This window comes from Methylobacterium sp. J-118, from assembly GCF_057836565.1.
The window spans coordinates 43,563-59,916 of record NZ_JBYQFA010000002.1 but is presented as its reverse complement, the minus strand read 5'-3'; the positions used below and the strand labels follow the sequence as shown (position 1 = coordinate 59,916).

Sequence of the window (16,354 nt, the reverse complement as noted above, 5' to 3'; positions counted from 1 at the left end):
GGTGGCCGCACTGTGCCACCCGGCGTGAAAAAAGCGTAGCGCTAAGGGGCTTGTGCCGGGATAAACGCTACAGCCTGCCTCGCTTGGGACATCAGGCGGCGGCCGATGTAGCCTCCGCCTTTTGCCGGACTCCGAGACCGAACCGAGTTGCGAACACGTCTGCGGGCATCGGCTTGCCGAACAAGTAGCCCTGTCCCTCTTGGCAACCCTTCTCGCGCAGACGCGCATACTCCGCCTCTGTCTCGATGCCCTCGGCGATCACCGCGAGCCCGAACCCACACCCAAGCTGCAGGATCGCCCGCACGATCGTTACATCCTGGTGCGAGGCCAGCATGCCGGTCACGAATGAGCGGTCGATCTTGAGTCGGGTCAACGGAAAGCGTTTGAGCAGGCTGAGCGACGCGTAGCCGGTGCCGTAATCGTCGAATGCGATGCCCACCCCGGCCGTGCGTAAGCTGCGCAACGCTGCGATCACCTCGGCATCGTGGCGTAGTACGATGTTTTCGGTGATCTCCAGTTCGAGGCCAGCAGCGGGCAAGTTGGTGTCCTGTAGGATCGCCTGGACCGTCTCAGCAAGATCGCCGCGCTGGACCTGCGCGCTGCACAGGTTCACCCCTATCCGGAACTCAGGTGTTCCCGCGTTGCGCCATATCACGGCCTGTTCAGAGGCGGTGCGCAGCACCCAGTCGCCGACTTGGGCGGCATACCGGCTGGTATCCAGCGCGTCGAGGAATGCCATAGGCACGAGCAGACCTCGCTCCGGGTGCTGCCACCGGATCAACGCCTCTGCCCCGACCAGCACACCATCGCTGAGGCGTACCTGCGGTTGATAGAACAGCACGAACTCACCGCGCTCGACGGCCCGACCCAGTTCGTCGCGGCAGGTGTGCAGGCGCTGTGCCTGCTGCCGCAGCACGGGGGTGAACAGCCGGTGGCAATGCCGACCGTCGCCTTTGGCCTGGTACAGGGCCAGATCCGCGCACGAGAGCAGGTCGTCCGCACTCTCGCCGTGGGTCGGGGCCAGGGCGATGCCGACGCTAGTGCCGAGGCGGAGCGTCTGACCCTCGTGCTCGAACGGCTCCGCGACAGCAGCAATGATCCGATCCGCCACCTCGGCCGCCCGCAGCGGATCGGCAGTGTCGGGCATGAGCAGTACGAACTCGTCCCCGCCTAGACGAGAGACCGTGTCAATCGGGCGAACGCATGCCAGCAGACGGGCGGCGATCGCCTTGAGCGCCGCGTCGCCGGTGGCATGCCCGTGGCTGTCGTTGATCTCCTTGAAGCCGTCGAGATCAAACATCAGCACCGACACGGTACGTGCGGCGGCAACGATCTCGGTCAGCCGCTCGCACAGTACAGCCCGGTTAGGCAGTTCGGTCAGCGGATCGAGGTGGGCGAGGCGGAACAGACGGTCCTCATTGGCGCGCCGCTCGCGGATGTCGCGCATGATCGAGCCGAACGCGGCCCGCCCCTCCTCCTGCCAGCGCGACAACGACAGTTCGATCGGGAACTCGGTCCCGTCCTTATGACGAGCTGGCAGCTCTACCGTCTTGCCCAGGAGCCGGGGCTTGCCCCCGCCGGCGACGCGGTGCAGGCCACCGCCATGACCACCCTGCATCCGCTCGGGCACGATCAGGTCGATGGGCTGCCCAATCGTTTCGGCGGCACTGTGCCCGAACATCCGCTCGGCGGCGGCATTCCAGAAGGTGATGTGGCCCGTTGCATCGGCACATACGATGCCGTCCGGCGAAGTCGCTGCGATCTGGACGAAGCGCGACTGGCTTGCTCGCTCGGCAACTTCCAGCCGGCGCAGCTCCATGCGGTCGAGGACAAGATCGGATAGCTGCTGCAGGATCTGCCGGTCGGCGTCGGAGAAGCTGTTGCGCGGCCGCGTGTCGGCGAGGCAGAGCGTACCGACGGCATGGCCTGAAGGCGCGTGCAGCGGGATGCCGGCGTAGAAGCGAATGTACGGCGGTCCGGTGACGAGCGGGTTGTCGTGGAAGCGTGGATCGAGGGCGGTGTCGAGGACGACGAGGGCGTCACGCTGCGTGATGGTATGCGAGCAGAACGCCACCTCTCGGTCCGTCTCACACAGGTCAAGGCCGACCTTGGCGTGGAAGACCTGACGGTCGCGGTCGAGCAGAGAGACGAACGCAGTCGGGACCTGGAACAAGCGTGCGGCCAGGGCGACGATCTGAGCGAAGGCTGGTGCTGGCGCTGAGTCGATGAGATCGTACTGAGCCAGCGCGGCGATGCGCGCGTCCTCTGCGACGAGGATTGAGGGAAGCCGCACAGCAGGGACCCGAGATTGCGTTCGTCTGCTGTTGTGCCCTTAGGTTGTTAATGGAACCCCTACAGTGCGGTGCGGCGTTGGCACTGTACTAGACACCGCAACACCTGCTGTAAGCGCAGGGAGAGGGTCTACAAACCTGAAGGCCTACGGAAGCGATCGAGCCAGGTCCGCGAGCCTGAAGAATGTAGAGGTAACGCCGTTCTAGATCAGCGGCTGATCCCTGACCCCAGCACTCCCCCGTTACTCCCTATCAGCGGCTGACACGGGCACGCAGAGCACCTGTGGCCGTACTCTGAGAGATCGGGGCTTGTGCCTTGCCCTGTACGCCAAATTTGGCACGACGTCGGGCGCAGAGAGGGTAACGTCAGCACGTGCGGTAGCTCGGTAGCCGCCCCTCTCCTGATCACAAGGGGCGGCTCGAGCTCAGTCTCAACCGTGTGGCTTGAACACGACCTTGGTGCAGTTGTCCTTCTTGTCCCGGAACATGTCGTACAGCGCCGGGCCATCCTCCAGGTTCGTGGACCGGTGACTGATGATGAACGAGGGGTCGATCTCACCCTTCTGGATACGCTCCATCAGCGGCTTCATGTAGCGGACCATGTGCGTCTGGCCCGTCTTCAGGGTCAGACCCTTGTTCATCAGAACGCCGAGCGCCACCGGCCCGACCGGCCCGGCGAAGACGCCCGGCATCGAGACATTGCCACCGGGGCGACAGGCCAGGATTGCCTGGTTCAGCGCAAATGGCCGCTCCAGGCTGACGGTGTGCTCCATGATGGCGGAAGATACCTTCTGAAGCGTGGTGTCCGCCCCATGAGACTCCATGCCGACTGCCTCGATGACCGAGTCGGGCCCGAGGCCATGGGTCATCTCCATCAGCGTGTCCTGCACGTTCTGACTGCCGAGATCGATGGTCTCGGCACCGGCCTCACGGGCGAGCGCCAACCGCTCGGGGACGCTGTCGATCGCGATGACACGCTTGGCTCCGAGCAGGTAACAGCACTTCACAGCGAGCACGCCGACCGGACCGCAGCCCCAGATTGCGACGGTATCCTCCGGGCCGATGTCGCAGTGCTCGGCAGCCTGGTAGGCCGTTGGGAAGATGTCGCTGAGGAACAGCACCTGCTCGTCGGTAAGGCCCTCGGGCACCACGATGGGGCCGACGTCGGCATAGGGCACGCGCAGGTACTCGGCCTGTCCGCCGGCGAAGCCACCGGTGATGTGCGAGAACCCGAACAGCCCAGCGAGCGGGTAGCCGTAGGTTTCCGCCTGCATCTTGCCATTCGGGTTGGTGCGCTCGCAGCAGCTCCAGTTGCCCCACTTGCACTGGCGGCACTCGCCGCAGCAAATCGTGAACGGCACGACGATGCGGTCGCCGACCTTGAGCTTCTGGTTGTCCTTCCCGACCTCGATGACCTCGCCCATGGTCTCGTGGCCGAGGACGTCACCGCATTCCATGGTGGGCATGAAGCCGCCCATCAGGTGCAGATCGGAGCCGCAGATCGCGCAGGCGGTGACCTTGATGATGACGTCGCGCCCGTGCTCGATCTTGGGGTCGGGTACCGTCTCGCAGGTGATCTTGCCTCGGCTCTGCCACGTGAGTGCTTTCATCGGACCCGTTCTCCTGCAGGTACAAACTGCAGGGATAGCCGTCTGCAACTCGGGCTGTTCCCGGTCGAAGAGCCTCTTTCTCGCTGATGTGAGGAAGCGGCACTGTGACAGGAGCACAAGATTGCCTCGACACCCGCCCGCGCGCGACCCCGAGGAGATCGGTGCAACCAACGCGGCGTGGCCGATCGTGACGGCGACCGACTGGTGCCGGGCTTTCGAGCCCACCCAGCCGGGCGAGCGCGGGGAGGCGGCCTGACATGCAGCGCCTCATCAAACCTCCGCGTAAGGCCAAGGCCTGCGCCTGGTGCCAGCACTTCGCCCAGACCAGCACCGCCTACGTCTACGGCGGCCGTGGGGTCCTTGGTGCGATCGGCGAGCAGCCCCGCGGCGACTGCCGCGCCAAGCCTCCGCGCCGGGACAAGAAAACCGGCGACGCCCTGTGGCCTGACGTGCTCGGCAACGACTGGTGTTCGGCCTTCGCCCGCCCCGAAACCGTGAAGCGCGGGGAGGCGGCATGACCATCGCCCGCAGCATCATCGGCACCATCGTCGGCATCCCGAGGGCGGTCGCTCTCGCTGAAACCGGCCTCGATGATCTCTATGAGATCGCCCAGGCCCTCCAAGACGCGAGCAACGGGGTGCTCGGCGTTGCCCTCGACGTGGTGGCCCTCGAAGAGGGCTATCGCATCTACGCCGAGCACCATCGCCGTACCTCATCCTCACACCGTGAAGGAGGGCCGGCAGAATGACGGCCAACGAATTCCAGCCCTCTGCCAGCATGGTCGACCATGCACTCGCCTACGCCCGCCGCGGCTTCCCGGTGTTCCCATGCGACCCGATGGACAAGCAACCGCTCGTCCCGCGGGACAAGGATGCGGACGGCAAGCCGATCCCGAAGACCGGCGGCCTCAACAAGGCGACCCGCGACGAGGCGCAGATCCGCGAGTGGTGGCGCAAGTACCCGCGCGCCATGATCGGGCTGCGCATGGGCCCCGAGGCCGGTGTGTTCGCGATTGACCCCGACGTGCCGAAGGAGCCGGGAGACCCGGACGGGCTCGCAGCCTGGCGCGATCTGGCGGCCGCACACGACTACGTGCCGACCACCCACGCGCACGTCAGCCCTCGCGGCGGGCGGCACCTCCTGTTCGCCTACCCGGCGGACATCACCATCACGAACAGCCCCGGCAGCCTGCCGCCCGGCATCGACGTGCGCGGGGCTGGTGGCTACGTGATCGCCCCACCGAGCCGGATGGCTGACGGCCGTGAATATCGCCTTGAGCGCCCCGAACTGGCGTTCCAGCACGAGCCCGCGCCCGACTGGCTGCTCGACCTCCTCAGGAAGCCCGAGCCCGCTCCGGTACCTCCACCCGAGCCGAGAAAGACCAGCGAGAAGGCAGCACCGCCGCCGCCGAACGGTGCGCGCTCGCGCATCTTCATGGATGAGGTGCCAGACAGCTACATCGCCCGCGCCGTCGAGGAAGAGTGTGCAGCGGTCGCGACCGCGCCGCGAGGCCAGCGCAACAAGGCGTTGAACACCGCCGCGTTCAAGCTCGGCACGCTAGTCGGCGCCGGGCGTCTCGATGCCGGCACGGCGACCCGCCGCCTCTACGACGCTGCGGTGGCGAGCGGCCTCGTTCAGGACGACGGCCAGCACGCCGCGCTCGCGACCATCGAGTCCGGACTGACGTCAGGGGCCGCCAAGCCTCGCGAGTTCCCCGAGCGCCGAGCGCGGTCCGGCGGCTCGGCGCAAGGGGGTAGGGGGCCCCAGAACACCGGCGGCGGGGGGCGCGGCAGCGATCAGGCTGACCTCGCGCAGGCAGCCGAGCTGGACGGAGGCGTGGTCACACAGGACGGCGTCGCCCGGGTGTTCGCGGAGCGGTTCTCCGGCAAGCTCCGATACTGCCACCACACCGGTGGATGGTTCCGCTGGAGCGGGGAGCACTGGCAGCGCGACGAGACCGACGTCGCGTTCCAGTACGCGCGGCGTCTCGGCCGCGAGACCTCGGATGGCGCCAAGGACTCGGTCCTCAAAGAGGTCCGCAAGGTCACGTTCGCCTCGGGCGTCGAACGGTTCGCCCGAGGCGACGAGGCGCTGGCCGTCACCGCCGAGGCGTGGGACCGTGACCCGTTCCTGCTCGGCACGCCCGGCGGCACGGTGGATCTACGCACCGGCGACCTGCGCCCGGCCGATCCGCGCGACGGGATCACGAAGCTCGCCGCCGTCGAGCCCACGGAGATGATCGACTGCCCGACCTGGTTGCGGTTCCTGGGCGATGTCACCCAGGGCGACGAGGGCTTCATCCGGTTTATCCAACAGTGGGGCGGGTACTGCCTGACCGGCGACACCCGCGAGCAGGCGCTGTGCTTCGCCTACGGCGGCGGCGGGAACGGCAAGGGCGTCCTGATCCGCGTGCTCAGCGGCATCCTCGCCGACTACGCGATGATGGCGGCCATGGAGACGTTCACCGCCTCCAAGTACGACCGTCACCCCACCGAGATCGCGGCCCTGCGCGGCAAACGCCTCGTCACGGCCTCCGAGACCGAGCAGGGCCGCCAGTGGGCCGAGAGCCGGATCAAGCAGCTCACCGGCGGCGACAGGATGCGCGCCCGCTACATGCGCCAGGACGAGTTCGAGTTTGACCCGGTGTTGAAGCTCCTGCTCATCGGCAACGACAAACCCAGCCTCTCGACGGTCGACGACGCGGCTCGGCGCCGGTTCAACCTGCTGCCGTTCAACTTCAAGCCCGCGGTAGCCGATCAGCAGCTTGAGGTGAAGCTGAGGGCCGAATGGCCGTCGATCCTGCGCTGGCTGATCGTCGGGTGTCTCGACTGGCAGGCCAACGGCCTCACCCGGCCCGATGTCGTCTCGGGCGCCACCGCCGAGTATTTCGCTGAGCAGGACGTGTTCGGCCAGTGGCTCGACGAGGCGTGCGTCGTCGACAAGGCCAATCCCTATCGAAAGGCCACAACCAACGAGCTGTTCGGCTCGTGGTCGGACTACGCCCGAGCCAGCAGCGAGCCGGTTGGGACCGAACGTGCCTTCTCGCAGGCCCTCCAGAAGCGACAGTTCCCTATCGTCAAAAACGTCCCGACCCCTGCCGGGGGGCGGGCCAGAGGGTTCTCAGGCATCGAGCTTCGCCGCGACGCCACCCGAGGGGCCGGCCATGCCGCGAGCGAGTTCTGAGGCGCTGAGGCGCTTTGAGGCGTCGTTTCCGCATCACCCCCATACGCGCACGCACGCACGCATGAGGGGTTTGCGGAATTGCCGCCTCAAAGCGCCTCACCCGCCTCATGGTAGGCGCGCAGGTCACGCGCTCACTGCTCACCCCCGCTTCGAGGAAGTCACCATGTTCATTGAGATTGGCAGCAAACTCATCAACGCCAGTCAGATCCTCTGGATCGAGCCAGCACCTACCGTCAGCGGCACGCCTCGGTCGATCATCAAGTTCACGAATGGCGACACGCTAACCGTGAACGCTGACACCGAGTGGCTGAGTAACCAGCAGGACCGCATCATCCCGGCGCCCGCCGGCTACCAGGCTTTGCGTGCGGTAACGCCCGATACTTCTGAGCCAGATCGGGCCGTCACCTATCATCTGATGCCGGTCGTAGCTTTCCGTTCACGCGGTGGCCCCGACAACCTTCTGGAGCCCATCACGCCCGGAGGCCGGATGGAGGATTTCGCCATCGTCGGGCCGGACGGTCGATGCTGGGACCATAACGGCGAGTACGAGAGCGTCGAGGCCTTCAAGGCCGAGTTCGAGGAGCAGTGGTCGCGACGCGACCCCGTTCAGGCGACGGCGTGAGGGATGCGGGACATGGACATCATCGCCCCCGGCCGCTTCATCTCAGCCTTGCACAACGCTTTGTATCGTGAGGAGCCAGGACCGCCCGGCCCGGCGGCCGATCGCATCGTGCGCCGCGCCCTCGCCGATGGTTGGGTGACGGTATTCGAGATCGAAACCCTGCTGATCGAGACCGACCCCCGCCTGTGGCAGGTGACGACGCGCGAGCTGATGCGCGTATTCGGCATCCCGACGCAGGACGTGTTCGAGCGCCCGACCCGTGGAGCCCGCGACGCTGAAGGCCTGCCGCGCGTGTCTGTGGTCGATCTCGCCCGCTTCCTCATCATGCTGGAGAGGTGCGGTCTCGCGGTCGACGCCGGGCCGATTTGCCAAGCCTTGGCCCCACGGCTCGGCGCTCAACGCCTCCTCACCCGGTCGGATCTGGTCGTTTACTGGCGCGCGCAGCGTCGGTGTGAAGACGACATCCTATCCTTTCACACGAACCGAACCGCCATCGAATGCGGCCCGCTCACCTGGAAGACGCGCGCCGGCTACGAGATCCGCGGCTTCTACGGTGACGAGCCGAGCGGCGATTTCGACGAGCGGCCGGCCGAGCACGTCGAGATGCTGACGATCTTCCCATCGCCACCGGCATGGCGAGCCGCCAAGGTCCGCAGCACCCCCGCTCGCCGCCACCTGCGGAAATACCTCGGCGAGCCCCGGTCCGGGAGGTCGCCCCGCCGCCCCGCCCGTAGCCCCGCTGCCTGAAGGAGCCGCCATGCCCCGCAAGCCTAACCCCGACCGCCTCCCCCATCCCAGCCGCACCTCGGCCTCGCGCGCGTGCGCGCCCGTGAGCGAGCAGAGTGTGCAGGGCGTGGCCTGGGCCGGGATCGGGAGGCAGGCGCCGTGATTGCCGCTCTCCCCGATCCACCGACGCCGGCCAGCATCCTCACCCTCATCCAGGGCATCGAGCGCCACGGCCCGGCCGCTCCGGCGGCCATCGCCTTCCGGTCCGCTCTATTCCGTGCCGGCCTGGAGGCGGACGCCGCTGGCGGTCTCGCTGCCCTGGATAGGCTGATGGATGCAGCCGCGGCGGCGGACCCCGAGCGTGCCGACGCCCGCACCGCGATCCTGCGAGCGGCTTGGGCCGATCTGCTACCGGGACCCAACGGGAGGGAACGTACCTAACGCCGGACAGACAATCGGTGGGGCTCGCACCCCGCTGTGGCTACCGATCTATCAATCTCAGTACCGATCGCGCGGAGGCGGGGGCGGACCATCCTCGTCGAACTCGCGACGGCGCTCCTCGCGGCGGATCGCGTCGTGTCGCTCCTCACGGAACTCTTCTCGCCGATCCTCTCGGCGGATCTCGTCAGCCTCACGTTCCCGGGGCGAGCGCGGATCGACCCGCACGCCGCCCGGCCCGATGTCGATGCTCTGCGCGATTGCTGGCACGCTCGGGATAGCGAGCAGTCCGACCGCGAGCAGCCCTCCAGCGATGATGTGCTTCACGTCCGATCCTCCAAAGCTAGGCCGGTAACGAGCTTGGCCGGCCTACGTTCCGACCGGTTGGCTACCAACCCAGCCCTAGCTCCTTGGTGACGGCGTTGGGCTCGGTATCGCGCAGAGCTTCGATCAGGGTGGCTATCGCCTGACGCGTCGCTCTGCGAACCCGCAACGGTACGGCACGCTTCCGGTCCAGGGTCGTCGCTAGCGTGTCAGTGGCCGCGCGCGCATTGACGAGCGCTCGCTCCAGTGCAGGTGTCAGCTCGATCCTGTGGAGCAAGCTCATGAAGGAGTGTGCGGCGATCGCCGTGACGTGATCACCCATGCCAGGTTCGGATACTTCGATGGCCGCCAACCAGGGCGCGAGCAGCTTTGCCAGCACTGGCGGCAGGTCGTTCGTATCCACCGGATCCACTCTTTGCCTTCACCCGAGTGCGTCAGAGCCGTCCGGTTACCAGCAGCACGATCAGTACGATGATCAGGATGCCCCCCAGGCCGATCCCACCAATGCCGTTGTAGCCGCCGCCATAGTAGCCGTAGCCACCGCCGCCGAGGGCTGCGAGGATCAGGATGATGAGCAGAAGGGTGACGAGGTTCATACCGGACCTGCTCCATTGATGGGGAGCAACGCTGGGAAGACAGACGAGATCCGACACGAAGCCACCGTCGCCGCCCTGCAGGCGTTGGCCGAGAGCGCCCGAGACACGATGCTGCAGGAGGCGGACACCTGCATTCCGCCTGCATTTGCAGGTGACGGAGCTGGAACCATTACGATAGATAAAGTCTATGATCGGGACGCGATAGGATAGGCTATGAGCGACGGAGGCAAGTTTCAGCCCGGGCAGAGCGGTAATCCTACCGGAAAGGCCAAGGGCACCCGTAACCGAACCACCCAGGCCGTCGAGGCGATCCTGGACGGTGAGGCCGAGGCTTTGACCCGGAAGGCCGTCGAGCTGGCTTTGGATGGCGACGGACCCGCTTTGCGTCTCTGCCTCGACCGGTTGTGCCCGCCCCGGAAAGACCGCGTGGTGCAGTTCGACATGCCGGCGATCGATAAGATCGCGGACGTGCCGATCGCCACCGCGAAGCTCATGCAGGCGGTTGCCGACGGCGACCTGACACCCAGCGAAGCCCGGGATGTCAGCACGGCGATCGGTGTGCACGTTGAGGCGATCAAGGCGGTAGACCTGGACCGACGCCTCGCCCGGATCGAGGAAGTGATGGGAAATGTACTCTAAGCTCCTGGAAGCCCGGCTCGCCAAGCTGGAGGCCAACCCCCGGTTCGGCGCACTCTCCAGCCTGTCCGATGCCGAACTCGACCGCCAAATCGTGGACGGTTTGAACTCCATGGTGACGGAGTGGCCGTCCTTCGGTGCCATGGTGCTGGGCCTGGAGGCATCCCCTCACCCGGCCGACAAGGACCTCGCCGGCCAGATCGAGGCGTTCATCGCGGACTGGCAGATCCAGCAGCGGCAGAAGGCGACGCAGTAGAGTGGCCGAGTGCTCAGCCCGTGTGTCAGCTTGATGCCGCAGCTCGCAGCCCCGCCAGGCTCACCCCGCGCTTGCCACCGTTCGACGGGATAGCATCCGACCACGCAGCAGGGTTCTGTCGGGAGAGATCGTAGAGCGCATTGCCGACGAACCCGGCCACACGGCGTAGGCTGGCTCCTTCGCAGGTCGCGGCGATCTGCACCCCGAGGTGGCGGGTGTGGCTGCGCCCGTAGAGATAGATCGCGAGCCGGGCGCGTGTCGTCTCGGGGATGCCGCCGAGTTGATCAGACAATGCCTCGGGCCCTGCGCGGTAGAGGCGGTTGAGCATGTCGATCGGGACCGGGCAATCACCGGCCGGATCTTCGGCGCTGACGGGATAAGCTCGGTTCACGGCGGCACCTGCAGGCTGACAATGAGCAGGGTGCCGGTCATATAGTTAATGAAATCTTCTGCACCGACGGTCCGCTCAGACGCCCCGCATCGTCACCGCCCCATCGCTTGGATCGATCGCCTCGACGTGCGGGCCGCCGATCCCGATCGCGCCGACCACATCCTCGAGCCCACGATTGCACGCTGCTGCGAGGTCGTCGCTGGAGGCAGTAGGTAGGACGGGCAGAAGGCTGCGCACCAAGACGGACACGACGGTCACACGTATGGTCGGGTGAAAGGGTAACCCATCCCGACTGCGCTCGACGGCAGAGACGACGTTATCGGCGATCAGCGTGGCGAACCGCTCAAGGTCGGGGCTCGGCATCATCTCGGAGGTGCCTACAAGAAGAGAACTTCTTCAGCATATCGTATTGCGTTTTGCCGCGCACCGATAGATCGTTATGTCTTACTCAAAATCAGGTGCATCGTGAGCGAGAACGTTGAAAACATTGAGGCCCAGGCCGCCAATTTTATTGAGCTGGCGGCTGGCATCGTATCGGCCTACGTGTCCAAGAATTCGGTACGGCCTGCCGACATGGCGGAGCTGATCGCCAGTACGCACGCTGCACTCACGGGGCTTGGTAATGCCGGCGCACTTGCTGCTCCTACCACTGAGAAGCTCACAGCCGCCCAGATCCGCAAGTCGATCACGCCGGACGCGCTGATCAGCTTCATCGACGGCAAGCCGTACAAGACCCTGAAGCGGCATCTCAGCAAGAGTGGCATGACGATCGAGCAGTACCGGGAGCACTTCGGCCTGCCGCGGGACTACCCCTCCACGGCCGCCAGCTACTCGGCGCATCGCTCCGCACTCGCCAAGAGCCTCGGCCTCGGCAGCCAGCGCAAGAAGGCGGCCGCGAAGGCCGCTGAGCCCGTGGCGACCGTCTCCGACAAGCTAAAGCATGCCGGTCGGCCGCGGAAGTCTGAGGGAAGCCCTGAGGCTTGAGGCGTAGGGGGGAGCTGCCTGTTCCCTCCGGCTTGCATCAGCTAGCGTCCGACTACGACGCGATGCTGAATGGTGCATCAGCGCCGTGAAAGTGAGCGCCACGTCTCCAGCCGGAGCGGACGATTAGGAACTTGGCCATGCGCACGGAACTTCATCCAAAGAACCGCGCGTGAGAGCCCAAGAATGAATTACCTGCGCTACACCCATGACATCGAGCAGCCAGCTCCAGACGAGCAGGCGACGATCGACGGCATCATCAAGGGCATGACGCAGCAGTCCGAGACGGTCGAGAAGCGCGAGCACCATGCGGTCCGTGCCAGCCACGCCAAGAGTTCGGCCTGCGTCACCGGCGAGTTCACGATCGCCCCCGGCCTACCGCCGGAACTGGCCCAAGGGCTGTTCTCCAGCCCCGGCCTCCACCCCGTCGCGGTGCGCTTCGCGCAGGGGCCGGGCGAGACACTTGGCGACCGCGTCTCGACCCATCGCGGCATGTCCATCAAGGTGTTCGACGTCCCCGGCGAGAAGCTGCCCGGCCATGCCGTTGATACCCAGGACTTCGTGCTCGCGACTGGTACCACCTTCCCCTCGGGTACGGCGGCGGGCTTCCTGCGCGACGGCACGGTCATCGGCAAGTCCACCGCGCTGCCGGAGGGGGTCAAGAGCGCGGTCTCGTCGACCATGCGCAATCTCAATCGGGTGCTGCACGCGTTCGGGACGGAGAGCGCGTTCGCCGACTTCTTCGGCCATCCGTACAGCCATCCCCTAGCCGACAGCTATTTCAGCCAGGCTCCGATCCGTTTTGGCGACTACGTGGCCAAGCTCGCGGCCGTTCCCACGGCCGAGGCACAGCGCGCCCTATCCGAGTGGCGGCTCGACCCACACGTCGACGAGGACGGTTTCCGCCACGCGGCAATCGACTTCTTCCGCGAGCATGATGTGGTGTTCGAGCTGAAGGCCCAGCTCTGGGCCGACGCCGAGAGGCAACCTATCGAGGACGCGTCGGTCGATTGGCCTGTCTCGGTAAGCCCCTACCGGACCGTGGCTACACTGCGCCTGCCGAGCCAAGACGCCTATTCAACGGAGCGGGCGCGATACTTCGACGAGGTGATGACCTTCCGACCCGCGCACAGCCTCGCGGTGCACCGGCCGCTCGGTTCGGTGATGCGGGCGCGGCTGCAGGTCTATCGGGCGCTCTCCGACTTCCGCCACCGCGAGAACGGCGTGTCCGCCGAGGACACCGCCAGCATCGACCGCATCCCAGCGTGAGGAACTTGCGCGATCAGGCTTCCGAAGTATCGCGAACCATCCCGCTCACATACGCGTTACCGGCGTTCTTCGGCACGGAGGCATCGATGCGTCAGCGCACCCTCGTCACAGCTATCCCTTTCATGCTGCTCTTCTCAGGCGCAGCGTTCGCGCAGGCACCAGCGGCTACCCCACCCGGGACAGCCCCGGGCGCAACTGGCGTAGCCGCACCTCAGCCGGGTTCGACCGGTGCGCCGGGCACCGTGACGGGGACGCCGACCGGGCAGCCGGCTGACACTGTGACGAACAACTCTGCAGCTGGTGGAAATGCCGGCCAGCCGGAGCGGCCCCTGCCCCAGGGTGGCGGCGGCGGCAAATGAGCAGATCGCGGCGCTGATCGAGGTTGAGGCAATCGCCGTCTGTCTACCGTGGTTGCCAATCGCGCAGGATCTGTGACCTTCAAAGCAGACGTCGGGCGGGTCGCTGATCCGCGCGACGACACAGGCGCCACGAGGGACGGCATGGTCATGGCTGAGACAGACAAACCACCGGGTGTGAGCGTGGTGCCGCCGACGGTGCGGATCCCGAACGTCAACGTGCCGGACCCGACGACCGGCAGCGAGCCCGAGAGCAAGGATCCGGTGAAGGATGCCGAGCGCACGCCCGATGATCCGGACAAGGCAGCCGATGACGGCCTGGCTTGATCATGCGCCGCTCTTTCGCGGTTCTCGCCGCTCTGGCTACCCTCGCCTGCCTTCCTAGGGCAGCCGACGCACAGCGCACGTCCGAGTCGCCCGCGAAACCCGCTTCAGGTGCGCCCGCCGGTGAGGAAGCGGCATCTGCGGTTGATCCGGCGGTACTCGACCGCTGCCGACAGCGGGCGGAGGCTCAGAAGCTGAGGGAAGGGCCGGAGCGTAAGGCCTTCATGGGGACTTGCGTCACGCCAGAGGATTGAAGCGCGGCGGCGTCTAGCAAGTCCTGCGTCTCACAGGAACCCGCTCCCCGAGTGCCCCTTGAAGGCGTTGGCCCGGCGAATGTACCCGACGACCGTCCGCGGATCCCGGTGGCCCGACTGATCCATGATGCGGGAGAGAGTACCTGTCTAGGCAAGCTGGTAGCTACCAGCTATCATTTTTTTGCGGTGCTCTGCTCCAGTAATTCGACAGCGCGCTCGAACGCCTCGCCGAGCCCCCACCCGTTCGCGTCGGCGACTTGGGTGAACGTCTCGATCGTCTCAGGCTTCAGCTTGAGGTTCAGCTGGGCTATCCGACCCGTCCGGCGTCGGCGCTGTTGCCGGGTCGTCGCCGTAAATGGCTCGCTTCTGACAGGTTCTCGGCTTCGGAAACCGGTGGCTTCAGCCGCCTGCCTCGTTGCCTCAGCTGTAGGCTTGTCGTCGCGCGGCTTCGGCTTTGCCCAGGCCGACGGGTCGATATCGTCGAGCTCATCGCCGAACCCGAGCGAAGCGCGCTCTTTGCTAGCCATTACGCTGCCGACCTTTCGTTCGCAGCTGCTTTGAGCTTCGACACCACTTCCCCCGCGAATTCGCGGGCGTTCTGGATCGCTTTTTCGAGATTACCCGTCTGTGCTGCTGCAAGCCCCGCCAGCGTACCGCCGAAATCGAATAAGTCCTTGAAAGCGGCCCGCTCAACGATCGCCGTCTCGAACATGGCGATGCCACCGGCCTGCAGCTGCTCCTGTACGTTGCGCAGAGCACGGGAGGTGACGGCTGCCCCCGTGCGCGTGAGCAGGACCGCATGGGCGATCCGCCGGCGAGACAGCTTCTCCGAGTTGCGGATAAGGCGGATGGTCTTGGCCGCGCCCTTCGCATCCATGCTGGATCCCTGCGTCGGGATCACCACCAGATCAGCCATGCCGATGGTATTGGCTACCAACAAGCTAGCCGTGCCTTCCAGATCGACAATTACGAACGCAGCGTCGCGCTCAGCAGCATCAATGGCGTCGACCACGCTCTCCTCAGTCACATCGCTGATGATAATAACGTTCTCAGGCCTGCCGGGTAGCTTTGCCCACTGACTGATCCAGCGCTCCGGATCAGCGTCGATGATAGTGACGGACGCTCCTTTGGTGGCCAGTTCGGTCGCCAACAGCAGCGCGCTGGTCGATTTTCCAGACCCGCCCTTTGGGTTGGCAAAGGCGATGACGGGCATGGTTCCTCCTAGCTCGGATGCCTCTACGCAGGACGTCATGCGTAGCTTAACAGGTAGCTAACAGATAACTTATGCTAGATGATAGCTAGCCGATTCCCATCAAGTAACTTACAGCTACTAGGTAGCTTTCTGATATCTTTAGGTAGCTGACAGCTATCTAGTAGCTTGATGACCGCCAAGCAGTCGATGCGACACTCGGCAATCTCACGCCTTTGCCAGCACTCTATGGACCTGAGCGGCCGACCACGCCCCTCCGCGGGCCGCCGGGATGCCCCGCGCGTTCAGCGCCGCCGCGATTTGGCGCAGCGATACGGCACCCTCCAATCGCATGGCCGCGATGACAGGCACTAGGTCCTGGCCTCGCTCCGTTGCTCGCCACGCTTGTCGCTCCCGCCCGCGTAGTTGGCCGGCCTCGCGGTTCGACAGGTTCTCAGGCTTACCCAACCGCACGCCCCGCGCCTTGGCGGCCGCCAGCGCGGCCTTGGTCCGGGCCGAGATCATCTTGCGCTCGGCCTGGGCGACCACGGCCATGATGCCCACCACCAGTTCGTTGGCCTCCGGCATGTCGGCCGCCACGAACCGCACGCCAGCCTTCTGCAGGTTCAGGAGGAAAGCCGCGTCACGGGAGAGCCGGTCGAGCTTGGCGATAACCAACGTGGCCCCGTGCAGCCGGCAGAGCGCCATGGCTTCCGAGAGGCGAGGGCGGTTGTCCCGCGACCCGCTCTCCACCTCGACCAGTTCGGCCACGTGGCGCCAGGAGCCGCCCGAGAGGAAGTCGGCTACGGCCCCCCGCTGCGCCTCCAGCCCCAAGCCGGATCGACCCTGCCGCTCCGTCGAGACGCGCAGATAGGAGACGAAAGCGGAAGCCATGCTGATTTCGCTGG

The 16,354-nt window shown here is 66.0% G+C and carries 22 protein-coding genes; 12 read left to right on the top strand and 10 right to left on the bottom strand.

The annotated features are described in order from the left end of the window. Positions 1-91: 91 nt before the first annotated feature. Positions 92-2,293, bottom strand: coding sequence for a putative bifunctional diguanylate cyclase/phosphodiesterase (locus AC3IF3_RS28985; RefSeq protein ID WP_489231467.1), 2,202 nt, complete (start codon positions 2,291-2,293; stop codon positions 92-94). A 429-nt stretch (positions 2,294-2,722) separates the two neighbouring features. Beyond that, positions 2,723-3,901 (bottom strand): zinc-dependent alcohol dehydrogenase, encoded by a 1,179-nt coding sequence (locus AC3IF3_RS28980; protein WP_489231466.1) that lies wholly within the window; start codon positions 3,899-3,901, stop codon positions 2,723-2,725. A gap of 121 nt (positions 3,902-4,022) precedes the next feature. Here AC3IF3_RS28980 and AC3IF3_RS28975 point away from each other — a divergent pair, with 121 nt between their 5' ends. The 7 genes from AC3IF3_RS28975 (at position 4,023) to AC3IF3_RS28945 (ending at position 8,873) form a co-directional block, all read left to right on the top strand. Continuing rightward, positions 4,023-4,157: a hypothetical protein gene (locus AC3IF3_RS28975; protein WP_489231465.1), complete on the top strand. Its 135-nt coding sequence runs from the start codon at positions 4,023-4,025 to the stop codon at positions 4,155-4,157. Position 4,158: 1 nt separating this feature from the next. Then, entirely contained in the window at positions 4,159-4,419 is a 261-nt protein-coding gene (locus AC3IF3_RS28970; RefSeq protein WP_489220680.1) for a hypothetical protein, read from the top strand. Continuing rightward, positions 4,416-4,649 carry a hypothetical protein gene (locus tag AC3IF3_RS28965; RefSeq protein ID WP_489231464.1) on the top strand — a complete coding sequence of 78 codons (234 nt, stop codon included), beginning with the start codon at positions 4,416-4,418 and terminating at the stop codon, positions 4,647-4,649. Before AC3IF3_RS28970 ends, AC3IF3_RS28965 begins: the two co-directional genes overlap by 4 nt. Further along, a complete protein-coding gene (locus tag AC3IF3_RS28960) occupies positions 4,646-7,084 on the top strand; it encodes a phage/plasmid primase, P4 family (RefSeq protein ID WP_489231463.1) in 2,439 nt (812 codons plus the stop codon). The genes AC3IF3_RS28965 and AC3IF3_RS28960 overlap by 4 nt, the downstream gene beginning before the upstream one ends. A 163-nt stretch (positions 7,085-7,247) precedes the next feature. Then, positions 7,248-7,706 (top strand): hypothetical protein, encoded by a 459-nt coding sequence (locus AC3IF3_RS28955; RefSeq protein WP_489231462.1) that lies wholly within the window; start codon positions 7,248-7,250, stop codon positions 7,704-7,706. Between the two features lie 12 nt (positions 7,707-7,718). Further along, on the top strand, positions 7,719-8,453 hold the full coding sequence (locus tag AC3IF3_RS28950) for a hypothetical protein (RefSeq protein WP_489231461.1): 735 nt from the start codon (positions 7,719-7,721) through the stop codon (positions 8,451-8,453). Between the two features lie 138 nt (positions 8,454-8,591). Next, positions 8,592-8,873: a hypothetical protein gene (locus AC3IF3_RS28945; RefSeq protein ID WP_489231460.1), complete on the top strand. Its 282-nt coding sequence runs from the start codon at positions 8,592-8,594 to the stop codon at positions 8,871-8,873. Positions 8,874-8,930: 57 nt separating this feature from the next. Here the strand turns inward: AC3IF3_RS28945 and AC3IF3_RS28940 are convergent, their stop codons facing one another. From AC3IF3_RS28940 to AC3IF3_RS28930, 3 genes are all read right to left on the bottom strand, one after another. Further along, on the bottom strand, positions 8,931-9,197 hold the full coding sequence (locus AC3IF3_RS28940; RefSeq protein WP_489231414.1) for a hypothetical protein: 267 nt from the start codon (positions 9,195-9,197) through the stop codon (positions 8,931-8,933). 61 nt (positions 9,198-9,258) lie between these two features. Next, positions 9,259-9,597: a hypothetical protein gene (locus tag AC3IF3_RS28935; protein WP_489231459.1), complete on the bottom strand. Its 339-nt coding sequence runs from the start codon at positions 9,595-9,597 to the stop codon at positions 9,259-9,261. 31 nt (positions 9,598-9,628) lie between these two features. Continuing rightward, the gene (locus tag AC3IF3_RS28930; protein WP_489231458.1) at positions 9,629-9,790 is read right to left on the bottom strand and encodes a hypothetical protein; all 162 of its coding nucleotides are present in this window, start codon (positions 9,788-9,790) and stop codon (positions 9,629-9,631) included. A gap of 213 nt (positions 9,791-10,003) precedes the next feature. Here AC3IF3_RS28930 and AC3IF3_RS28925 point away from each other — a divergent pair, with 213 nt between their 5' ends. Both AC3IF3_RS28925 and AC3IF3_RS28920 read left to right on the top strand, forming a co-directional pair. After that, positions 10,004-10,429 carry a DUF5681 domain-containing protein gene (locus tag AC3IF3_RS28925; protein ID WP_489231457.1) on the top strand — a complete coding sequence of 142 codons (426 nt, stop codon included), beginning with the start codon at positions 10,004-10,006 and terminating at the stop codon, positions 10,427-10,429. Further along, positions 10,419-10,682 (top strand): hypothetical protein, encoded by a 264-nt coding sequence (locus AC3IF3_RS28920; RefSeq protein ID WP_489231456.1) that lies wholly within the window; start codon positions 10,419-10,421, stop codon positions 10,680-10,682. Before AC3IF3_RS28925 ends, AC3IF3_RS28920 begins: the two co-directional genes overlap by 11 nt. A 25-nt stretch (positions 10,683-10,707) precedes the next feature. Here AC3IF3_RS28920 and AC3IF3_RS28915 read toward each other — a convergent pair whose 3' ends face one another. Beyond that, on the bottom strand, positions 10,708-11,010 hold the full coding sequence (locus AC3IF3_RS28915; protein ID WP_489231455.1) for a hypothetical protein: 303 nt from the start codon (positions 11,008-11,010) through the stop codon (positions 10,708-10,710). Between the two features lie 138 nt (positions 11,011-11,148). Continuing rightward, positions 11,149-11,439: a hypothetical protein gene (locus tag AC3IF3_RS28910; protein WP_489231454.1), complete on the bottom strand. Its 291-nt coding sequence runs from the start codon at positions 11,437-11,439 to the stop codon at positions 11,149-11,151. A gap of 99 nt (positions 11,440-11,538) precedes the next feature. On the opposite strand from AC3IF3_RS28910, the gene AC3IF3_RS28905 reads away from it, so the two are divergent. From AC3IF3_RS28905 to AC3IF3_RS28895, 3 genes are all read left to right on the top strand, one after another. Beyond that, complete coding sequence (locus tag AC3IF3_RS28905) at positions 11,539-12,057, top strand: Ros/MucR family transcriptional regulator (RefSeq protein ID WP_489231453.1); 519 nt, start codon at positions 11,539-11,541, stop codon at positions 12,055-12,057. Positions 12,058-12,240: 183 nt separating this feature from the next. Continuing rightward, positions 12,241-13,323 (top strand): catalase family protein, encoded by a 1,083-nt coding sequence (locus AC3IF3_RS28900; protein WP_489231406.1) that lies wholly within the window; start codon positions 12,241-12,243, stop codon positions 13,321-13,323. Between the two features lie 506 nt (positions 13,324-13,829). Continuing rightward, entirely contained in the window at positions 13,830-14,006 is a 177-nt protein-coding gene (locus AC3IF3_RS28895) for a hypothetical protein (RefSeq protein ID WP_489231405.1), read from the top strand. 424 nt (positions 14,007-14,430) lie between these two features. Here AC3IF3_RS28895 and AC3IF3_RS28890 read toward each other — a convergent pair whose 3' ends face one another. From AC3IF3_RS28890 to AC3IF3_RS28880, 3 genes are all read right to left on the bottom strand, one after another. Further along, positions 14,431-14,784: a stability/partitioning determinant gene (locus tag AC3IF3_RS28890; protein ID WP_489231452.1), complete on the bottom strand. Its 354-nt coding sequence runs from the start codon at positions 14,782-14,784 to the stop codon at positions 14,431-14,433. Further along, positions 14,784-15,470 carry a ParA family protein gene (locus tag AC3IF3_RS28885; RefSeq protein WP_489231451.1) on the bottom strand — a complete coding sequence of 229 codons (687 nt, stop codon included), beginning with the start codon at positions 15,468-15,470 and terminating at the stop codon, positions 14,784-14,786. The genes AC3IF3_RS28890 and AC3IF3_RS28885 overlap by 1 nt, the downstream gene beginning before the upstream one ends. Positions 15,471-15,674: 204 nt before the next feature. Then, complete coding sequence (locus AC3IF3_RS28880) at positions 15,675-16,340, bottom strand: recombinase family protein (RefSeq protein WP_489231450.1); 666 nt, start codon at positions 16,338-16,340, stop codon at positions 15,675-15,677. Between the last annotated feature and the right edge of the window lie 14 nt (positions 16,341-16,354).

Coding starts and splice junctions, on each gene's coding strand:
- AC3IF3_RS28980 (WP_489231466.1), bottom strand. CDS start 3,901: ATGAAAGCACTCACGTGGCAGAGCCGAGGCAAGATCACCTGCGAGACG.
- AC3IF3_RS28970 (WP_489220680.1), top strand. CDS start 4,159: ATGCAGCGCCTCATCAAACCTCCGCGTAAGGCCAAGGCCTGCGCCTGG.
- AC3IF3_RS28965 (WP_489231464.1), top strand. CDS start 4,416: ATGACCATCGCCCGCAGCATCATCGGCACCATCGTCGGCATCCCGAGG.
- AC3IF3_RS28960 (WP_489231463.1), top strand. CDS start 4,646: ATGACGGCCAACGAATTCCAGCCCTCTGCCAGCATGGTCGACCATGCA.
- AC3IF3_RS28955 (WP_489231462.1), top strand. CDS start 7,248: ATGTTCATTGAGATTGGCAGCAAACTCATCAACGCCAGTCAGATCCTC.
- AC3IF3_RS28950 (WP_489231461.1), top strand. CDS start 7,719: ATGGACATCATCGCCCCCGGCCGCTTCATCTCAGCCTTGCACAACGCT.
- AC3IF3_RS28930 (WP_489231458.1), bottom strand. CDS start 9,790: ATGAACCTCGTCACCCTTCTGCTCATCATCCTGATCCTCGCAGCCCTC.
- AC3IF3_RS28925 (WP_489231457.1), top strand. CDS start 10,004: ATGAGCGACGGAGGCAAGTTTCAGCCCGGGCAGAGCGGTAATCCTACC.
- AC3IF3_RS28920 (WP_489231456.1), top strand. CDS start 10,419: ATGTACTCTAAGCTCCTGGAAGCCCGGCTCGCCAAGCTGGAGGCCAAC.
- AC3IF3_RS28915 (WP_489231455.1), bottom strand. CDS start 11,010: ATGCTCAACCGCCTCTACCGCGCAGGGCCCGAGGCATTGTCTGATCAA.
- AC3IF3_RS28910 (WP_489231454.1), bottom strand. CDS start 11,439: ATGATGCCGAGCCCCGACCTTGAGCGGTTCGCCACGCTGATCGCCGAT.
- AC3IF3_RS28900 (WP_489231406.1), top strand. CDS start 12,241: ATGAATTACCTGCGCTACACCCATGACATCGAGCAGCCAGCTCCAGAC.
- AC3IF3_RS28895 (WP_489231405.1), top strand. CDS start 13,830: ATGGCTGAGACAGACAAACCACCGGGTGTGAGCGTGGTGCCGCCGACG.
- AC3IF3_RS28890 (WP_489231452.1), bottom strand. CDS start 14,784: ATGGCTAGCAAAGAGCGCGCTTCGCTCGGGTTCGGCGATGAGCTCGAC.
- AC3IF3_RS28885 (WP_489231451.1), bottom strand. CDS start 15,470: ATGCCCGTCATCGCCTTTGCCAACCCAAAGGGCGGGTCTGGAAAATCG.
- AC3IF3_RS28880 (WP_489231450.1), bottom strand. CDS start 16,340: ATGGCTTCCGCTTTCGTCTCCTATCTGCGCGTCTCGACGGAGCGGCAG.